Source organism: Agathobaculum sp. NTUH-O15-33 (genome assembly GCF_033193315.1).
GTDB classification, from domain to species: domain Bacteria; phylum Bacillota; class Clostridia; order Oscillospirales; family Butyricicoccaceae; genus Agathobaculum; species Agathobaculum faecihominis_A.
Genome location: NZ_CP136187.1, coordinates 1,425,255 through 1,443,820, shown reverse-complemented (window position 1 = coordinate 1,443,820; position 18,566 = coordinate 1,425,255). Strand labels below are relative to the sequence as shown.

The following is an 18,566-nucleotide window of genomic DNA, read 5'->3' as shown; positions in this document are numbered from 1 at the left end:
AGGGACGCGCGGCGTGGGGCTTTTTTGGCCCCGCGCCGCGCGCCCTAAAGAAGAGAAAAAGGAAAAGAGAAGTTTAGCAGGATTCCCCCAGCACCAGCGCGACGGGGGTGATGATGCGTTCCACCGGAACCGGCCGCTCGCTGTCCATCATATAGGTCAGGCGGCGCACGACCGTGCGCGCCTGCAAATGCGAATTGTTATCGACCGTGGTCAGCGTCGGCATGCACAGGCCCGCGAGCTCGGAATTGTCGAACCCGACCACGCCGATATCCCGCGGCACGGCGTAGCCGAGCCGCCCCAGCGCCTTGATGCTGGCCATGGCGATTTTATCGTTGCCGCAAAGCAGCGCGTCCGGCAGCGGGCTGGCGGTAAAAAGCTGCGTTAAAAAGCCGACGTCGCAGCATTCGCTGTAGGTATGGTCGATAAACATGCGCCGCATGTCCACCTCCATGCCTTCCGCCTTGAGCGCGAGCATGGTGCCCAGCCAGCGCTCGGCAAAGGATTTGCTGCTGTCCAAACTGCCGATAAAGCCGATGCGCGCATACCCCTTGGCGCGCAGATGCGACACGATCAGGCTCATGGCGCTGATATTGTCCTCCATCACGCTGCTAAACGGTATTTTGGGAAAATAAAAGCTGTACAACACGACCGGCAGCCCAAGCTGCTGCAACAGCAGCGCGTGCTGTTCACCGATCTCGTCGATCACCACGATGCCCTCGACGCCCTTTTCGTCGATCACCTCGCGCATGCGTTCGATGCTGACCGCGTTTAAATTGTGCAGCGCAACGGCGATACAGCCGTTCAGCTCCAGTTCCAGCTTGATCTGCTTGAAAAACTCGTTGGAAAAATAGGTGTCGCCCGTATTTTCGATGTTGGAAAGGATCAGCACATTCCTCCACGCGGCCACGGCGCGCGGCTGATAACCGAGCTGCTCCGCTGTTTTCAGTACAGCTTCCCGCGTGTCCCGGCTGATGCCCGGCTGGTTGCGCAGCACCAGCGAAACCGTATTGACGGACACGTTCAGCCTGTCCGCGATCTCCTTCAGCGTTACTCTTTTCACTTTCGGTTACCCTCAAACTTTATTCCATTTATTCATGATGTCCCCATTTATTATACCGATTTACCGGCGCACTTTCAAGCAAGGCACGCAATATTCTGCACAAATCGGGGCGTTTTCAGGCATATTCGCCGCTCGTAACGCGATTGGAGCCGCAGTACGGAACAGGGCTTCGGCCGTCGCCCTAGTCGAACGTGAGCATCACCTTGATCTCGCTCCCCGCGTTTTGCAGGGCGTAATCAAACGCCGCCTTGGCCTGCTCATAGGGATAGAAGCTGGTATTGAGCGCCGCGAAATCATAGCTGTCCCGGATACGGTCCATGAACTTGATCGTGCGCACCATGGCGTTTTTGGTGCCGTTAAAGCCGCTGACGCTCAGGTTCTTAAAGATCAAATCGGTGGGCTTGATGGTGATGTCCCGCTCGCACATGCCGACCAGCCGCACCCGCGCGCCGTCCGCCGCCAGCTTTACCGCGTTTTCCGCGCCGGCGGGCGTGCCGGAGGCTTCCACCACATAGCTGGGGCCCGTGCCGCCCGTCAGCCCTTTAAGCTGTTCGGCGAAGTCGGGCGCGGTCGGGTCGAGCGCTTCATCCGCGCCGTAGCGCAGGATGACGTCGCGGCGGAAGGCGAGCGGATCGGCCGCGATCACATGCGCGCCCGATGCCTTGGCCGTCATGGCGGCGCACAGGCCGATCGAGCCCGCGCCGATAATCAGCACGTCCTCCGCGGCGTCCAGATGGCCGTTACCGCCCCAAATGCTGAAATAACCCACGCAGAAGGTTTCCACCCACGCGCCCATTTCAAACGGCCAATCCGGTGGCAGGCGATGCACGTTGCCTTCCTTCAGCGTCAGGTATTCGGCCATGGCGCCCGGCGTATAGGGCCGGAAGCCGACCTCGTCCCCGTGCAGGCAGGCGGAGGGCATTTTGCCGTTTTTGCAGTTTTCGCACGCGTTGCAGCCCATGCTGCAATCGCCGGTCACGCGGTCGCCCACCGTAAGGTCGCGCACGGCGGGGCCGGTCTCCACCACCGTGCCCGCGTATTCGTGGCCCGGGATATACGGCGCGATATCGTACCGCCCTTCGCTGCTTTTGCCGCTGTAACAGCCCAGATCGGAACCGCAGATGCCGCACCGCGCGATTTTGATGCGCACCTCGTTTTCGCGGAGCGGTTCGAGCTCGCGCTCCCCGATCCGCAGGTCCATCGGGCCGTGCATATATACCGCTTTCATTTTCATAGCTTACACTCCTTTGGAAAATCAGGCTTTGGCGCGAAGGCTCAGCTTTTTGGTCGTCGCATCGAGCACCACGGCGAACAGAATGATGATGCCTTTGACCACATACTGCCAGTTGGGCGAGATATTGATCAGGTTCATGATGTTGGCGAGCACGCCCATCACCACGCAGCCGACCACGGCGCCGCCGACCGTGCCGATGCCGCCGGAAAAGCTGGTGCCGCCCAGAATCACGCCGATGATCGCGTCAAACTCATAGTTGAGCGCGGCGGACGGCTGGCCGACGTTGGTGCGGCTCATCAGGATATAGCCGGTAATCGCCGCGAGTAGGCCCATGAAAACGTGCGCCACCGTGAGCACGCGCGCGGTTTTAATGCCCGATGCCTTGGCGGCTTCCTCGTTGCCGCCGATCGCGTAGAGCGAGCGGCCATAGGCCGTGCGGTTGACCAGCACCAGCGAAAAGAGAACCACCGCGATGCACACTAAAATGGGGTACGGGATCTGGCCGAACAGCTTGCCCTGCCCCAGCACGCGGAACGAGGCGCCCGTGACCGGGATCGGCATGCCGTTGGCGTAGACCAGCGCAAGGCCGCGCGAGAGAATCTGCGTGCCCAGCGTGACGATAAAGGCGGGCAGCGCGAACCGGGTGATGATAAAGCCGTTGACCAGACCGATCGCGGCGCCGATGACCAGCGCCGCCGCAAGGCCGGCCAGAATGCTGCCCGTGCTTTCATACACGCCCACCATGACCGTGCCGGTGAGCGCGACCAGCGAGCCCGCCGACAGATCGACGCTGCCGGCCAAGATCAGCGCGCATTCGCCGCAGGCCAAGATCGTGGTCATGGATATCTGCACCAAAATAGAGATCAGGTTTGCTTTGGTCAGGAACACATCGGGCCGCAGGATGGTGCTGATGATGATAAACAGCGCCAGAATCACGTAAATACCGCATTTTCGGAACATTTGCCCGAAATTCAATCCACCGAGTTTCGCTTTCATTTCCTGCTCCCTCCCGCTGATAAAGCCATGATTTTTTCCTGTGTGGCCTCGTGCCGCATCAGTTCGCCGCGCTTTTCTCCATCCGCCATGACGATGATGCGGTCGCTCATGCCCAGAATTTCCGGCAGCTCGGAGGAGATCATGATAATCGCCATGCCCGCCCCGGCCAGCTCGCACATCAGCTTGTAGATCTCATACTTGGCGCCCACGTCGATGCCCTTGGTCGGTTCGTCCATAATCAGCACCTGCGGCGGCCGGACCATCCACTTGGCGAGCACCACCTTTTGCTGGTTGCCGCCCGACATGGTCGAGGCGGGCAGCTCGATATCGCTCGTTTTGATGTGCAGCCGCTCGATCTGCTCCCCGATCACGCCGGTCTCCCTATGCTTGTTCAGCAGGCCGAGCTTGCCGGCAAACGCCTTCATATGCGCGAGCATCATGTTTTCGCGGATGCTGCGGATGACCACCAGACCGTACCGGCGGCGATCCTCCGAGATCATGGCGATGCCGCTTTTGATCGCGTCCGTCGGGTTTTTGATCCGTTTTTGGCGGCCCGCCAGAAACACACTGCCCGAATCGCACGGGTCCAGCCCGCAGATCGCGCGCATCACCTCGGTGCGGCCCGCGCCGATCAGCCCGGAAAAGCCGAGTATCTCGCCGCGGCGCACGGAAAAGCTGATTTGGCGGAACACGCCCGCGCTGGAAAAATTCTCGGCGCGCAGCAGCTCCTCGCCGATCGGCACCTCGGTCTTAGGAAACAGGTCGTTTAGCTCGCGCCCGACCATGTGGCGGATGATCTCGCCTTCCGTCACCGCGTTCGCCGCGCCCTCAAAAACGCACGCGCCGTCGCGGATGATCGTGATCTCGTCCGCGATCTCGGGCAGTTCCTCCAACCGGTGCGAGATGTAAATGACGGAGATGCCGCGCGCTTTCATTTTTCGCACCAGCCGGAACAGCTCGCTCACCTCGCGCTGCGAGATGGAGGAGGTCGGCTCGTCCATGACGATGATCTTGGCTTCGCGCGAGACCGCCTTGGCGATCTCGATCATCTGGCGGCTGGCCACCGAAAGGCTGCGCATCATCGTATCGGGGTCGATGGCCATGTCCAGCCCCGCGAGGGCCTCGCGCGTCCGGCGGCGCATTTCGGCCTTGTCGGTCAGCCCCAAGCGCGTGATCTCGCGCCCCAGAAACACGTTTTCCATCACGGTCATATCGAGCACCGAATTGAGCTCCTGATAGATCATCGAAATGCCGCGCGCGATGCCCTGACTTTCATTGGCGATGCGCACCCGCTCGCCCTCCAGCCAGATCTCTCCGGCGTCGGGCTGGTACATGCCGCTCAGAATCTTCATCAGCGTCGATTTGCCCGCGCCGTTTTCCCCGACGATCGCGTGCACCGTGCCCCTGCGCAGCGTAAAGCACACCTGCTTGAGCACGCGAACGCCCGGAAAGGATTTTTCGATATTTTTCAGCTCGAGTATCACATCAGCTTGATCGGTCATGCCGTTCCCTCCATTCGAGGCCGTCTCCATGGCGCGCCGCCGGGCCTGCCGTTACTCGGTGGCCTCATACTGCGCAATGTACTGGTCGACGTTTTCCGCGTCCACCGCTTCAAAGGGAATATCCATATCGCCCTTCGTCCATTCGTCCCGCGCGAGCTTCAACGCAACGTCGGCGCTGAAATAGCCTTGATCGTGCGCGTTCTGGTAGACCGACATGGCCAGATCGCCCGCCTTGATGCTGGCGCACGCTTCCTCGGTCGCGTCGGTGCCGGTGACGAGGATGGAATCGAGCTTGTCCGCCGTGCGCACGGCTTCGATCGCACCGAGCGCCATGTTGTCGTTCTGGCTGACGATCGCGGTCACCTCGGGAAAGCTCTTGAGCCAGTCGTCCGTGATATTCATCGCTTTCGCGCGATCCCACTCGGCGGTCTGTTCGGCCAAAAGCTCGATATCGGGGCGTTTTTCCGCCAAAACCGCCTGCATACCCTTTTTCCGGCCGATCTGTCCGGAATGGCCGATCGGCCCCATCAGATAGCAGTACTTCGCGTTTTCCGGCAGCTTTTCGGCCAGCCACTCGCCCTGAATGCGCCCGGCCTCCTCATCGTTCGAGCCGACATAGGTATACGCGCCGCCGTTGGTGCGGGTGTTGACGCAGACCACCGGAATGCCGGCCGCGTTCGCCGCCTCCACCGCGGGCGTGAGCGCGTCCACGTCGCGCGGCCACAGCACCAGCGCCTTGACCTTGGAGTTAATCAGCTGATCGACGTTGGTCAACTGGGTGTTGACGTCGCCTTGGGCGTTTAGAATCTGTAGGTCGATCTCGTCCTTATGCTCCTCGCCGTACGCCATCATGCCTTCGTACAGGATACGGTCGAACACGTCGCCCGTGTTTTGCAGCGATACGCCGAGCAGCAGCTTTTCCGCAGCCTTAGGCGCGTCGGCCTGCGGTTCGCCCTGCGGCGCGTCGCCCGCGCCGTCGCCGCTTCCGCAGCCGGCGCACGCCAGAATCAGTCCCAAGCTCAGTCCCAATGCCAATAGTCTTTTTTTCATGTGGGTTCCCTCCTTCGATCACGCGGTTTGCATGCTTCCTCTTTTGGTCCGGCGCGCCGCCCTAGGGCAGCAGCTTATAATCAGGCGGATTCTCAAACGAGAGATGCGCCTTGAACCCCTCCGCGTAGGCATAGCCCGCCTGCAAACCGCGGTACATGCCCATCGCTTCGATCGCGTGCATATAGTCCTGTTCCAGCTCCACCTGCGATTTGTGACAGGCCAGCATAGCGCGCTTGCGCTCCATCTGGTCCGTGATATCGACATATTGCTCGGGCTGGTAGTGGAAGCCGCCGTTCGGTTCCCAGAAAAACACCTTGGGCAGTTTGCTGATCGGCGGGTATTCGGTCTTCTGGTTTTTCCATTTCAGGCACAGCAGCGCCTGCTTCACGATCGTGCCGATGACATGGTGATCCACGCTGGAATCGTCGGGCCAATGCGTGAAGATCACATCGGGATCGGCCCAGCGTATCGCGTTCACGATCGCGTCGCGCGTCGGGTTGTCGTCCACGATGCGCTCGTCCATGCCGAGAAACAGGGTCTCCGCGCCAACGACCGCCGCAGCGTGCAGCTGTTCCTCCTTGCGCTTCGCGGCCAGCTCCGCGCGGTCATAGTCGTAATGGCCGATGTTGCCGCTCGTCACGACGCAGAATTTTACCGTGTCGCCGCGCGCCGCATAGCGCAGCATGGTGCCGCCCGCATAGATGTCGATATCGTCCGGGTGCGCGCCGATTGCCAGTACATTCATTTTTGCAGCCTCCCTTTTATCGGTTCTGTTTTCGTCAAACGCCGGTGATCTCGCGCAGGTATTCGCGCGCCATTTTCATAAAGTGCAGGGTCTTGGGGCTCGGCAGGTACTGTTCCGCCTCCACCATCATCCAGCCCTCATACCCCTTGTCCGCCAAGATCTGCATGATGGGCCGGAAATCGATGCCGCCGTCCCCCGGCACGGTGAAGATGCCGCATTTGACCGAGGAGTTGAAATCCATATCGTAGTCCTCCACCACGTCGAGCACGATCTCGCGGATGTTCTTCAAGTGCACATAGGCGATGCGGTCCGCGAAATCATGGAAGAACCGCGCAAGGTCGACCCCGCAGTAGTGCAGGTGCCCGGTATCGGCCAGCAGGTGCAGCTTGTCCGGGTCGGTGCCGGCGCAGAGGCGCTGGGTCTCCTCATAAGTCTCGCAGCAGGTGCCGGTGTGCACGTGGTAGACGAGCTTCATGCCAAGGCTGTTTACAAAATCCCCGGCTTCATTCAGGCCGTCCAAAAACAGTTTCCACTGTTCGTCGTCCAGCTTTTCCACGCCCTTTTTGGCGCGGTATTCGCGCGGGTCCCAGCAGCGCGAGCCCGTGCCCTCCGCCGCGACGACGACGTCGCAGCCGCAATCCCGCAAGAATTTCGCCTTTTCGCGGAACATGTCGAAATACTTGTCGCGCAGCTCGGCGCAGGCGAACATGGTATCGCACCAGCCGGAGGTCAGCCGCAGGCCGCGCGCGTCCAGCGCCTGCCGGAGCGCCTTGGGTTCCTTGGGAAATTTGCGGCCCAGCTCTATGCCGGTATAGCCCGCTTCCGCCGCCTCGTCGATGATATTTTCAAAGGAGTACTCGTCACCAAGGTCGAGCATGTCGTCATTGCACCAGCAGATCGGGTGCGCGCCGAACCGGACATTCTGAAATAGCGGTTTCATAAACATTCCTCCGTTCAAGTTTTATTAATGTTACGTTGTGCCTATATAGTATTTTATAATATGAATTATGTCAACCCATCCTTCGCATTTTCGTATATTATCTCATTGTTTTTGCTTTTATTTTATGCATATTGTCCATTAATTGATCGGTCCGTTTCCAAAAACTTGATCCATTCATTTGAATATGTCTATATATTCATATTAATAATCGCAGATACAAAAAGGGGCTGCGACGAAACGACAAACGTCGTAGCCCTCGGTGTTTGCGGTAGACGCGAGGACGGTGCGGCTCCCGCCGCAGGGGCAAAGGGGAAGGAACAACCTTCCGGTTTTTCCTTCCCCCTTGACCGCTATTCTTTTCCCTTACGCCTATCCGAGGGCGGCGCTTGCCGCCCTTTTGTGATACAAACAATTTTCTATGGTGCCGTACCGGGTGCCGAGGGATTCAGCGGACAAGTTGCTTCGCTCGGCCGGACCGGCCTGTCCAGTGCACCCAGCTTTGCTGGCGCTTCGCTTTCGTCAGGCTGGGACAGCCCGCCCTACGATCCGGTGAATCCCTTGTTTTTTTCCCTTTCGTTTCGTCGCAGCCCTTGTTTGTAGAAGGATCAAATGTACCCGGCCAGCCACGGCAGCATCAAAACAAGATTCGGGATGTAGGTGATCAGCAGGAGCACCACGATGCAGGACGCGGTAAACGGCAGCGAAGCCTTTACGATATCCTTGAGCTCGCAGCCGCTGACGCTGGCGGCGGTGTACAGGCCCACGCCAAAGGGCGGCGTGATCAGGCCGATCATGACGTTTACGACCATCACAACGCCAAAGTGGATCGGATGAATGCCCATTTGCTGAAAGATCGGGGCAAAGATCGGCGCAAAGAGCACGAGCTGCGCGGAATCCGAGATCCACATGCCGTTGAACAGGAAAAACAGGTTGACCAGAAACAGCAGCAGATAGGGCGAAATATTGGCGGCGGCCACCCAGTTGTTGATCATCAGCGGCACGCTTTCCATGGTCAAGATCCAGCTGATAATGGAGGTAAAGCCGATGATCAGAAAGATCGAGGCCGAGCCGGTCGCCGCGTTTTTGAGGGAAGACCACAAATCGCGCGGCTTCCAGCTTATGGTAGAACAGCAGATCGAGCAGCAGCACGTAGACCACCGAGATCGCCGAGGCTTCCGTCGCGGTGAAAACGCCCGAAATGATGCCGCCCAGCACGATCACGATCATAAAAATGGCGGAAAAGGATTTGAGCGTGATAAGCAGCGCCTCTTTCGCGCTGTAACGGACATTGCTCTTGGGAAAATGCAGCTTACGCGCCAGAAAGAAGATCACGAGGATCTGGCCCAGACCCAGCATAATGCCGGGCACCACGCCGCCGATGAACATGCCGCCCACGGAAACCGCCGTCAGGCTGGCGAACATGACCGCCGGGATCGACGGTGGGATCACAGGCCCCTGTATGGCGGAGGTCGCGGTCAGCGCGGCGGCAAAATCCCGCTCGTAGCCGTCCGCCTCCATCATGGAGATTTCGATCGGCCCAAGCGCGGCGATATCGGCCAGCGCGGAGCCCGAAATACCGCCGAACAGCATACTGGCCAGCACGTTGACATACGCCACGCCGCCGCGCAGGCGGCCGACAAAGATGCGGCAAAAGTCCACCACGCGGTCCATCAGGCCGGTCAGGCCCATCAGCTCGCCGGAGAGCATAAACAGCGGAATGCAGATGTAAATAAAGCTATCCATGCCGGTGAACAGCCGGTGGGCGTACATCATCAGGTTGCCCAGCATGTCCGGCTTGAACACAAAGTAGCTCATCGCGGCGGTGCCGATCGCCATGACCACCGGCGAGCCGACAAGGAGCAGGCCGAACAGGATCACCAGCACCAGAATCAGTTGCATACTCATTCGTTCGCACCTCCGCTTTTTTGTGCGCAAAAAAGCGCCGCCAAATTCAGCAAATACTGCACCAGCATCAGAAACGAGCCGACGGGCACGGACAGATAGACCCAGAACTTATCCACCGGCAGCCCGGTCACGGGAACGCCCCAGTAGCTTTGCGCCTGCAGCCAGCCCTGCCACGTCAGCGTGCACAGGATGACGACGAACAGCACGGTATAAAGCCCTTCGCGCACCCGGAGAAACGCCTTCGGCCAGATCTTGTCCGCAAAGTCCACCCGCATGAGCGTGTTTTTGTAGATGAGCACATTGGCCGCCAGAAACACGACCCAGATCAGCATGTACCGGGTATATTGCTCCACCCACATCGCGCTGATCTTCAGCACATAGCGGCACAGCACCGAAAGAAAAACCGATACCGCGATGGTGGAAAGTCCCGCCGCGGCGATCGCCAGCGAGAAGCGGGCGATCGCGCTTTGCACCCTTTTGATTTTATCCATAGCGTAATCCTCACAAAGCGGCGGCCGCTCACGCGCGTCCCATCAGCATGGCGGCGGCGTCATAGGCCTTGGTAAAGCGGTCGTAGAACGCGGGGTCCACCTTGTTCATCACAGCCGCCTTGCCGGCTTCAAAGCAGGCGTCCCGGAAGGCCGCGCGCTCTTCATCGGTAAGCGAAACGATCTCGATGCCGCTGCTTTCCAAAACGTTTAGGTTATCCACATTGTTCGCGGCCACCACGCCGCTGGTGGCGCGGCGCGCGTCCATCTCGGCGCGCAGAATGATATCCTGCTGCTCCGGGGTCAGCTTGTTCCAAGAGCCTTCGTTCATGGCGCAAATGCAAACGTTCGCGGCGTGCTTGGTCTCGGTGATGTATTTGACCGTTTCGTACAGGTTGTTCATGAACAGGGTGTAATTGCAGTTTTCATAGCAATCGATCACGCCGGTCGAGGCCGCGGAATACAGCTCCGTAAAGGCGACCGAGGATGGGACCGCGCCCCAGCTTTCCACCATGGCGATGTGCGGATCGATCTCCTGCACGCGCATTTTCATGCCGGCCATGTCGGCCAGCGAACGCACGGGCGCCTTCCACGTGTCGAGGTTGCGGAAATCGGTCTGGATCAGGCTGAGCAGGCGCATATTTGCGGCGCTTTGCAGCTGGGCGCTCAGTTCGTCCTTGATCTCGCCCTCGCACACCAGATTACACACATCGATGTCCTCGATCAGGTAGGGCATGTCGAACACGCTCACGTTCGGCACCCAACCGGCCAGCGCGCCGACCGAGGCGGACAGCGCGATATCGATCGTCCCCTGCGAGCACTGCTCCAAGCACGAGGTCGTGCTGCCGAGCGAATCGTTCGGGTAAATCTCAAGCGTCATTTCGCCGCCGGAATACAGCTCTATGGACTTTTTGAACACGCGGGCGTAACAGTTCCATGTGTTTTTGAGCATGCTGGTATCATTATCGCCGTGGCTCAGCTTGAGCACCACGCTCGCGCCGGCAAGCGGCTGCGCGGGGCCGGTGGTTTCGCTTTGCGGGGCCGCGGCCGCGTCTGTGTCCGCGCCGCCCGCGCCGGACGGCACGCCCGTTTGTGGACCGCAGCCGGACAGCGTGGTGAAAACGAGTGCGGCGGCTGCAAGCAAAGAGAGAAATCTTTTCATGCGAATACTCCTTTTCCTGATGGTTGTTGAAACCTTGTCGGCCGCACGTGAAGAAAGGCTTCCAGCGTGCTTCCATGTCGCGGCGGTTCGCCCAGTTGACCAGCGGCGTTTCTCCGTCCAGCGCGGCGAGCAGCGCGCCCGCCGCCCTGACCGCGAGGCGCTCGCGCGATTCCCTTGTATCGCCGCCGCTGTGCGGGGTCAGGATCACATTGTCGAGCTGGAACAGCGGGTTTTCCGCAAACGGCGGCTCGGGGTCGAATACATCGAGCGCCGCGCCCGCGATGATCCCGCCGACGAGCGCCCGGTAAAGCGCCGCCTCATCGACGACCGGGCCGCGTCCCAGATTGCAGAGATAGGCGCTTTGCTTCATGGCTTCAAATTGGGCGGTGGAAAACAGGCCGCGCGTCTCAGGCGTCAGCGGCAGATGGATGCTGACAAAGTCCGCCCGCCGAAGGCCGTCCTCCAGCACCTCCACCTTTTCCGCGCCCGTTTCCAGCATTTGGCCGGCGGGCACGAACGCGTCATACGCGAGCACCCGCATGCCGAACGTCTGCGCTTTTTTGGCGACCTCGCGGCCGATCCGTCCAAAACCGGCGACCAGCAGGGTCTTTCCGGCAATGTCGCTTGGCAGGTTGGTGTCGCGGTACCGCCAGTTGCCGCGGCGCACATTCGCATCCGCGCGAATTAGGTTTTGCGCCGAGGCGAGAATAAACAGCATGGCGTGTTCGCTCACCGTGGTATAGTTTCCGTCGGGCACATGGAGGACCCGCACCCCGCGCTCGGTCGCCGCCGCAACGTCGATATTGTCCAGTCCGACGCCGGGCTCCGCGATAACCTGAAGCGTCGGGCAGCTTTCGATGATATGGCGGGTGATCGGTTCGATGCGGGGCAGCAGCCCCTGCGCGCCGCTTTCCTGAATGGCGCGGATCAGCGTTTGCTCCCCGCCGTCCGGCGCCATGACCACGCGGGCCTTTTCTTTTAGCAGCTGAACGCCCGCCGGATGGATGGTGGGCTCGATCAGTACGATGGTATGCATCATGTGTTCCCTCGCCTTTCCAACTCAGTTCTTAGGGATATCGCCGACGGTGCGGGCGAAAACCGGCCGGATCGCATCGGCCCACGCCTTGATGCCGCCCGCCGCGTCGATCAGCTCCAGATTTTGCAGATTGATGCCGCCGGGCGTTGAGACGGTGGCCATCGTACGCACGCCCGTGCGATCCTGCCGAATCGCCTCCTGACAGACGGCGGCAAAGAAATTGGTCACATAGCCCGTCGCCTGCTCGGCGCTCAGCCCTTCGGACTGCGCCCAACCGATCAGCTGATCCATGACGGCGAACATGGAGGTCACGCAGCCGGTAATCGCGCCGAACACGGCGGCTTGGTACCGCTTTTCGACCGAGATGATCTTGCCGATGTGGCCGAAAATCTCCGCCGCCTCGGGTGTTGGCGGACACTGTACGATCGGGCCGTCGGTAAAAGCGTTAAACGTTAACGGCACCATATGCAGCATGGTATCCACCTTGCAGTTGATCCAAGCGGCGATCTGCTCCACCGTTTTATCGAACATGACGTTGATGATCTTATGCGCCGGGCGGAAACGCAGGGAACGGCAAACCTCCTCGCCCGCTTCGGGCAGCACGGCCAGAATGACCCAATCCGCCGCGTCCACCACGGCCTGAATGCTGTCGGCCACGGTGACGCGGTCGGGGTAATCCGCCTTTAGCTTGGCGGCGTTTTTTTCATAGTGCGGCGAAACGACGATGGGGTACGGAACATCGGCCGCGCGGCTGCAAAAACCGGTGACCATCGCGGTTGTGATCGCGCCGGTGCCGACAAAACCAAGGGTAGGCAACTGATTCATGCTATTTTTCCTCCTTCACGCGAGCATGCCGTGCTTTTCCAGCTCGGCACGTAAAAGCGCCTTTGTCTCCTCGTCCGGTTCGTTCACGGGCACGGTCCATGCGCCGGTCTCCTGCCCCATCAGCTGCATGGCGTATTTTAGGGGCGAAGGGTGCATGCCGTTGCCGAACAGCGCCTTTACCAGACCGAAATACCGGAAGATGAGCGCGTGCGCCTTTTGCGATTCCCCGCTCCGAGCCAGCTTGTATATCTCGGCATATTCGCGGGGCAGCACGCAGGATGCCGCGATCACGCCGCCGCGCGCCCCCGCTAGGACCTGATCGGCAAACGCCAGATCGGAACCGCTGTAGATCGATCCGTCGTCGCCCGCCAGACGCACCGCGTTTAAAAACTGCGTATAATCCGAACACTCCTTGCAGCCGATCACGCCCGGAATCTCCCGCATCATGCGCGCGAGCGTTTCCGGCATGACGTTTGTGCCGATGCGGCCGGGATAGTTATATACGATCATGGGCGCTTGCAGCGCCTGATACAGCGCCTGAAAATAATCGTAAATACCCTGCTGCGTAACGCTTACATAATAGGGCGGCAGGACCAGCAGAGCTTCCGCGCCCGCGTCGAGCGCGTTTCTGCCGTTTATGACCGCCTCGGCAAAGCCGGGCTCCAAAACGCCGCCGATCACCGGCACGCGGCCCGCCGCCGCTTGCACGACCGTTTTTACGGTAAACGCGCGCTGCTCCGCGTTCATGTTGACGTATTGGCCGCTGCCGGCCGACGCGATCACGACGTCCACGCCGCCCTCGATCACAAAGTCCGTGTGCGCCCTCAGCATTTCCGCGTTTACAGAGCCATCCTTGTTATACGGCGTGATCAGCGCGGTCATGACCCCGTCAAATTTGGTGTTTCTCATTTTGTATGCCTCCTTATCCTTGTTGACCGGCATTGCAGAAAGCGTGCCGCCGTTATCGGCGTTTCCCTGCTTTGCTTATAGTGCCATTGTACCTACTCCCCCTGCGATAGGGTCAATAGCTAAATATAGCCCTGCTTTTTTTGTGAAAAGAGCATAAAAAAACCGCTGTTTCCAGCGGTATATCCAATATTCCATCGAAGCAAAGGTTCCCTATGGCCTACCGCAACGTCAAGGTTTTACGATTCGTCCGGCGCTTGACTGAAACGGGAAATAATGCTAATCTATTACTAGGCTATATTTAGCCCACATTTTAAACGATCCCTTCTATACGGCGGGATCGTTCCGACCGTCATTCTTGTGAAGGAGGGCATCTCCGTGGATCAGTACTTTTCAAGAGAAAACGACCGGTACAGCATCGGGGATATGTCGGAGATTTTCAACATTTCACGGCGCACCCTGCGCCTTTATCATGATATGGGCCTGCTGGTACCGCAAAACGTGGATGACTATAACGGCTACCGCTATTACTCGCGCAACCAATTTGCGCGGCTGGAAAAGATCATTCAAATGAAATCCGTGGGCCTGTCGCTCCGGCAGATCAAATCCATGCTGGACGAGCGGAACCTTTCGGTGTTTGAAGCGCTGCTCAGCGAGCGGATCGACACGCTCAATGAAAAGATCACGGCGGATACCACGCTGCGCGACCTGTTGATCAAGCAGCTCAATAGCTGCGCCCACATGCGCAATCCCCCGGTTTTGGATTCCGCGTTCATCGAGTTCATCCCCAAGCGGGCGGCATTGGCGTTTGAGATCGAACCGTATGATCTGCGGCAAAGCTATTGCGACGGCTCGCCTTGGTCCAAGGTGCTGGTGCAGATCAAGGAGGCGCTTCAGGAAAACAACCTATCCGCTTCCCTGCTCAATCAGGCCTGCTGCACCATCACGCAGCAAGCGCTTTTGGAGGAAGACTATCTGTGCGGCGGCGCGCTGCTTTTGATCGACGGCCCCATGCAGGCAAGCATTCCCCATACGATCGTGCAGGCCGGAACCTATGCCTGTATCTACCGCAACTATATCGCCATGGACGGCCGCTCGGAATGTATCGGGCTGGATAAGCTGCTGCAATTCATCCGGGATAAGCGCTACCAGATCGTCGGCCCATACCTTGGCGAGGTCATCGCCAAGATGTCGATCTTTGATTACTGCAACAACAACATTTTGGTCAAGCTACAGATCCCCGTGAAGATTTTTGAATAACAGAAAAGCGCCGCAGGACGTGTTGCCTGCGACGCTTTCCCGAGAGAAGAAGAAAAAAGGAAGAATAGGTCGAAACTAGAATAGAAGGATATTTCCGTCCGATGTCATGAAGTTAAGCTACCCCATTGTCATCCTGAGGAACGTAGATTCCGCGCGTTCGCGCGAGATTCTTCGCTTCGCTCAGGATGACAAACTTACGAAAATGCCTTAACTGAATAACATTGTCTTTCCGTATATTCTCTTTATAGCACTTGCGCCGGCTTTTGTCAATATTTATTTTAAATAATTGAATAACAAAAAACACATTTTCTTCGATTTTTAAAATAACCTATAAATTTTCATTGACAGGCTTTATTTTATGTGTTAAATTAAAGCTAATAAAAAGCAGCGGTCAAACGTCGCTCCACCATACAACATCGTCAAAATAGGAGGAACAAAATCATGCGCATGATGGAAATCATCGATGAATCGACCGGTAAGGTAGTGGGCAGCGTCCCGCACTACGACGGCAAGGAGATCGCGGAAATGGTAGACGTCGCTTACGCGGCGCAGCCCCGCTGGGAAAAGGTGCCGCTGTTCGAGCGCGGCCAAATTCTTTACAAGTTCTGCGACCTGATCGACCAGAACCGCGAGGAGATCGCAAACTACATGTCCTGCGAAATGGGCAAGCCCATCCTTCAGTCCCGCGCGGAGACCACCTACGCCGCCGAGATCGGCCGCGCCAACATCGAAGTGGGCAAGCACATGTACGGCGAGGTGCTGTGCGACAGCTCCGAGGGCTACGAGGATCACGTGGTCATGGTCCGTCACGAAGCGCTGGGCGTCGTCGCGGCGGTCATCCCCTTCAACTACCCGGTCGAGCTGACCCTGCAAAAGGTCGTTCCGGCGCTTCTGATGGGCAACACCATGATCGTCAAGGCATCCACCACGGCCCCCTGCTGCGTCAAGAAGCTGATCGATCTGGCGATCGAAGCCGGCGTGCCGCAGGACGTGCTGCAATTCGTCACCGGCAGCCGCGAGGACTGCACCGAAAACCTGCTGACCAACAAAAAGGTCGCCTGCATCGCCATGACCGGCAGCACCGAGGCCGGCGCAGAGATGATGCACGACGCCGCGCCCACCATCAAGAAGGTCATTCTGGAACTGGGCGGCAACGATCCCCTCATCATCACCGAGGAAGCCGCGAACGATCCCGAACTGATCGCCAAGGCGATCGAGTGCCTGTGCTGGGGCCGCATCAACGAGAACAACGGGCAGGTCTGCGCCTCCCCCAAGCGCACCATCGTACATAAGAAGGCGCACGATGTGTTCGTCAAGTGCCTTGTGAACTTTGTTTCCACCCTCAAGCGCGGCCACGCGACCGATCCCGAGGCGCAGCTGACCCGTCTGGTCTCCACCAAGGCGGCCGAGCGCGTCGAGAAGCAGATTCAGCACACCATCGATCAGGGCGCGAAGCTCCTTTACGGCGGCAAGCGCAACGGCCCCGAAATGGACGTGACCATTCTGGACAACGTGACCAAGGATATGGATATCGCGTGCGATATGGAGGTATTCGGCCCCGTCGTTCCGATCATCACCTTTGAGACCGACGAAGAGGCCGTCGCGATCGCCAACCAGAGCCAGTACGGCCTGTCCGCCTGCGTGATCACCAAGGACCTGAAGAAGTCCTTCTACTACACCGAGCACGTGGAATCCTCGGCGGTATGGGTCAACGGTTCCAGCGCGCTGCGCCATAACGACCAGCCGTTCGGCGGCTGCAAGGGCACCGGCATCGGCAACGAGGGCGCGGGCTACTCCTGCGCTGAGTTCACACGCCTAAAGACCTACGGCTTCTGCGACGTTTCCCCCAAGGAGCGCCTGTACGAGCATGCCGACGGCATGGGCGATTTCCTTTCCAACTTCCGCGCGCAGGTCGCGCAGCAGATGAAGGATATGTAAGCACCTGTATGAAAAAGGGCGCGCCGCGTTTTTGCGGCGTGCCCTTTTTTGGTGGCTCGCTTTGCTCGCAATCAAATACGCGGCGGTAGCCGCGAAGGACGAACGCGCCGCCCGGCGCGGGGACGAACACCTGAGCGGCGTTCCTTATTTGGGCTTCCCCCGGCGAGGCATATGCGTAAACTTAAGCAACGCGCGCGATCTGGCCTTCCCCCCACGAGGGGAAGGTGGCGCGCGCCGTAGGCGCGTGACGAATGGGGGGCGTAAGGGATTACGTTCATGAGGTGCGTGGCTCGCCGGTTCGCTATTTTGGGAGGCTCGCTGCGCTCGCGATGAAATGCGCGGCGGTAGCCGCGAAGGACGAACGCGCCGCCCGGCGCGGGGGCAAAGGGGAAGGAACAACCATACGGTTTTTCCTTCCCCTTTGAACTCCATTCTTTTCCCTTCTCCTGCTTGGGGGCGGTGTGAGCCGCGCTTTAGTCATGTAAACAATTTTTGACGGTGCTGTACCGGATGCCGGGGGATTCAGTGGACGGGTTGCTCCGCTCGGCCGGACCGGCCTAGTTTCGCGCGCCCACTTGTCTTGGCGCTTCGCTTTCGGCGGGCTGGGTCAGCCCGCCCTACGGCCGCGTTTTTTATATTCGGTTTCTCATGACAGCCCAATGTTTCCTTATCACGAAACATGAATGATACAAGACGGGTTATAATGAAGCTACAATAAAGCAAAAAAAGAGGGCAAAACATGAAGCTATTGATGGGGCAACGTTTGAAAAAAGCGCGAATCAGCCGTGGACTGACCGGCGAACAATTAGCGGAATTATGTCACATCAATGCAACTTATCTTCGCCAAATCGAAGCAGAGCGAAAGACGCCCAGCCTGCCGGTATTTATCAGCTTATGCGACGAACTCAAGGTATCGCCAACCTACTTGCTTACCGATGTGCTGATAGAAAACGAACTAAGCGATTTTGGCGTACTTTCGGATCTATGGCAGAGCGCAACGCCTGTTCAAATTCAAATTGTGACCGCTATGGTGCGCAGCGCATTGGAGCAAATGTAGTTCAGCATACCGAGCGGCGGAGTGGGTCACTCCGCCCTACAAGCGGGTTGCACAAGGCTGTCGTAGGGCGGCGTGACTCACGCCGCCGCACGCGGCTACCGCCGCGCATCAAATCGCGAGCAAAGCGAGCCACCAACTAAACGGAGCGCCGGCAAATGTGGGCGCGCGAAACTTGGCCGGTCCGGCCGAGCGAAGCAACCCGTCCACTGAATCCCCCTGCACCCGATCCGGCACCGCGACAAATTGTTTATATAACAAAAGGGCGGCTCGCCCACCCCATACAGGAGAAGGGAAAAGAATGGAGGTCAAGGGGGAAGGAAAAACCGTATGGTTGTTCCTTCCCCTTTGCCCCCGCGCCGGGCGGCGCAATCGTCCCCGCGGCTACCGCCGCGCATCAAATCGCGAGCAAAGCGAGCCACCGATCAAACGGAGCGCCAGCAAATGTGGGCGCGCGAAACTAGG

Annotated in this window: 16 protein-coding genes and 1 pseudogene; 3 read left to right on the top strand and 14 right to left on the bottom strand. The window is 59.0% G+C overall.

Features of this window, described 5'->3' with window-relative positions; all coding sequences use genetic code 11:
* Positions 1-73: 73 nt before the first annotated feature.
* The 14 genes and pseudogenes from RWV98_RS07460 to RWV98_RS07400 form a co-directional block, all read right to left on the bottom strand.
* Positions 74-1,060, bottom strand: coding sequence for a LacI family DNA-binding transcriptional regulator (locus RWV98_RS07460; protein ID WP_280961894.1), 987 nt, complete (start codon positions 1,058-1,060; stop codon positions 74-76).
* A 181-nt stretch (positions 1,061-1,241) separates the two neighbouring features.
* The gene (locus RWV98_RS07455; RefSeq protein WP_317864918.1) at positions 1,242-2,294 is read right to left on the bottom strand and encodes a zinc-dependent alcohol dehydrogenase; all 1,053 of its coding nucleotides are present in this window, start codon (positions 2,292-2,294) and stop codon (positions 1,242-1,244) included.
* 21 nt (positions 2,295-2,315) lie between these two features.
* Positions 2,316-3,290, bottom strand: a complete 975-nt coding sequence (locus tag RWV98_RS07450; RefSeq protein ID WP_317864916.1) for an ABC transporter permease — start codon at positions 3,288-3,290, stop codon at positions 2,316-2,318.
* The gene (locus tag RWV98_RS07445; protein WP_317864914.1) at positions 3,287-4,792 is read right to left on the bottom strand and encodes a sugar ABC transporter ATP-binding protein; all 1,506 of its coding nucleotides are present in this window, start codon (positions 4,790-4,792) and stop codon (positions 3,287-3,289) included. The genes RWV98_RS07450 and RWV98_RS07445 overlap by 4 nt, the downstream gene beginning before the upstream one ends.
* 51 nt (positions 4,793-4,843) lie before the next feature.
* Positions 4,844-5,842, bottom strand: a complete 999-nt coding sequence (locus tag RWV98_RS07440) for a substrate-binding domain-containing protein (RefSeq protein WP_317864913.1) — start codon at positions 5,840-5,842, stop codon at positions 4,844-4,846.
* Between the two features lie 61 nt (positions 5,843-5,903).
* On the bottom strand, positions 5,904-6,587 hold the full coding sequence (locus tag RWV98_RS07435) for a PIG-L deacetylase family protein (RefSeq protein ID WP_317864912.1): 684 nt from the start codon (positions 6,585-6,587) through the stop codon (positions 5,904-5,906).
* Positions 6,588-6,621: 34 nt separating this feature from the next.
* A complete protein-coding gene (gene iolE / locus RWV98_RS07430) occupies positions 6,622-7,527 on the bottom strand; it encodes a myo-inosose-2 dehydratase (protein WP_317864910.1) in 906 nt (301 codons plus the stop codon).
* 605 nt (positions 7,528-8,132) lie between these two features.
* Positions 8,133-8,627, bottom strand: a complete 495-nt coding sequence (locus RWV98_RS19410) for a TRAP transporter large permease subunit (protein WP_442872120.1) — start codon at positions 8,625-8,627, stop codon at positions 8,133-8,135.
* 28 nt (positions 8,628-8,655) lie between these two features.
* Positions 8,656-9,426, bottom strand: a pseudogene (locus RWV98_RS19405) (TRAP transporter large permease); the annotation flags it as partial.
* Between the two features lie 2 nt (positions 9,427-9,428).
* Positions 9,429-9,923, bottom strand: a complete 495-nt coding sequence (locus RWV98_RS07420; protein WP_317864906.1) for a TRAP transporter small permease — start codon at positions 9,921-9,923, stop codon at positions 9,429-9,431.
* A 28-nt stretch (positions 9,924-9,951) separates the two neighbouring features.
* Entirely contained in the window at positions 9,952-10,872 is a 921-nt protein-coding gene (locus RWV98_RS07415; RefSeq protein ID WP_317865716.1) for a TRAP transporter substrate-binding protein, read from the bottom strand.
* Positions 10,873-10,882: 10 nt separating this feature from the next.
* Positions 10,883-12,121: a hydroxyacid dehydrogenase gene (locus RWV98_RS07410; protein ID WP_317864904.1), complete on the bottom strand. Its 1,239-nt coding sequence runs from the start codon at positions 12,119-12,121 to the stop codon at positions 10,883-10,885.
* A 21-nt stretch (positions 12,122-12,142) separates the two neighbouring features.
* Entirely contained in the window at positions 12,143-12,943 is an 801-nt protein-coding gene (locus tag RWV98_RS07405) for an NAD(P)-binding domain-containing protein (protein WP_317864903.1), read from the bottom strand.
* A gap of 15 nt (positions 12,944-12,958) precedes the next feature.
* The gene (locus RWV98_RS07400; protein WP_317864901.1) at positions 12,959-13,852 is read right to left on the bottom strand and encodes a dihydrodipicolinate synthase family protein; all 894 of its coding nucleotides are present in this window, start codon (positions 13,850-13,852) and stop codon (positions 12,959-12,961) included.
* A 375-nt stretch (positions 13,853-14,227) separates the two neighbouring features.
* Here RWV98_RS07400 and RWV98_RS07395 point away from each other — a divergent pair, with 375 nt between their 5' ends.
* From RWV98_RS07395 to RWV98_RS07385, 3 genes are all read left to right on the top strand, one after another.
* Complete coding sequence (locus RWV98_RS07395) at positions 14,228-15,109, top strand: MerR family transcriptional regulator (protein ID WP_280961881.1); 882 nt, start codon at positions 14,228-14,230, stop codon at positions 15,107-15,109.
* A gap of 441 nt (positions 15,110-15,550) precedes the next feature.
* Entirely contained in the window at positions 15,551-17,047 is a 1,497-nt protein-coding gene (locus RWV98_RS07390; protein WP_280962854.1) for an aldehyde dehydrogenase family protein, read from the top strand.
* 739 nt (positions 17,048-17,786) lie between these two features.
* Entirely contained in the window at positions 17,787-18,104 is a 318-nt protein-coding gene (locus tag RWV98_RS07385) for a helix-turn-helix domain-containing protein (RefSeq protein ID WP_317864898.1), read from the top strand.
* Positions 18,105-18,566 lie beyond the last annotated feature (462 nt).

What these genes read in the sequence shown, in the direction of transcription:
- RWV98_RS07455 (WP_317864918.1), bottom strand. Translation starts at nt 2,294, where the DNA reads ATGAAAATGAAAGCGGTATATATGCACGGCCCGATGGACCTGCGGATC.
- RWV98_RS07450 (WP_317864916.1), bottom strand. Translation starts at nt 3,290, where the DNA reads ATGAAAGCGAAACTCGGTGGATTGAATTTCGGGCAAATGTTCCGAAAA.
- RWV98_RS07445 (WP_317864914.1), bottom strand. Translation starts at nt 4,792, where the DNA reads ATGACCGATCAAGCTGATGTGATACTCGAGCTGAAAAATATCGAAAAA.
- RWV98_RS07440 (WP_317864913.1), bottom strand. Translation starts at nt 5,842, where the DNA reads ATGAAAAAAAGACTATTGGCATTGGGACTGAGCTTGGGACTGATTCTG.
- RWV98_RS07435 (WP_317864912.1), bottom strand. Translation starts at nt 6,587, where the DNA reads ATGAATGTACTGGCAATCGGCGCGCACCCGGACGATATCGACATCTAT.
- iolE (WP_317864910.1), bottom strand. Translation starts at nt 7,527, where the DNA reads ATGAAACCGCTATTTCAGAATGTCCGGTTCGGCGCGCACCCGATCTGC.
- RWV98_RS07420 (WP_317864906.1), bottom strand. Translation starts at nt 9,923, where the DNA reads ATGGATAAAATCAAAAGGGTGCAAAGCGCGATCGCCCGCTTCTCGCTG.
- RWV98_RS07415 (WP_317865716.1), bottom strand. Translation starts at nt 10,872, where the DNA reads ATGCTCAAAAACACATGGAACTGTTACGCCCGCGTGTTCAAAAAGTCC.
- RWV98_RS07410 (WP_317864904.1), bottom strand. Translation starts at nt 12,121, where the DNA reads ATGATGCATACCATCGTACTGATCGAGCCCACCATCCATCCGGCGGGC.
- RWV98_RS07405 (WP_317864903.1), bottom strand. Translation starts at nt 12,943, where the DNA reads ATGAATCAGTTGCCTACCCTTGGTTTTGTCGGCACCGGCGCGATCACA.
- RWV98_RS07400 (WP_317864901.1), bottom strand. Translation starts at nt 13,852, where the DNA reads ATGAGAAACACCAAATTTGACGGGGTCATGACCGCGCTGATCACGCCG.
- RWV98_RS07390 (WP_280962854.1), top strand. Translation starts at nt 15,551, where the DNA reads ATGCGCATGATGGAAATCATCGATGAATCGACCGGTAAGGTAGTGGGC.
- RWV98_RS07385 (WP_317864898.1), top strand. Translation starts at nt 17,787, where the DNA reads ATGAAGCTATTGATGGGGCAACGTTTGAAAAAAGCGCGAATCAGCCGT.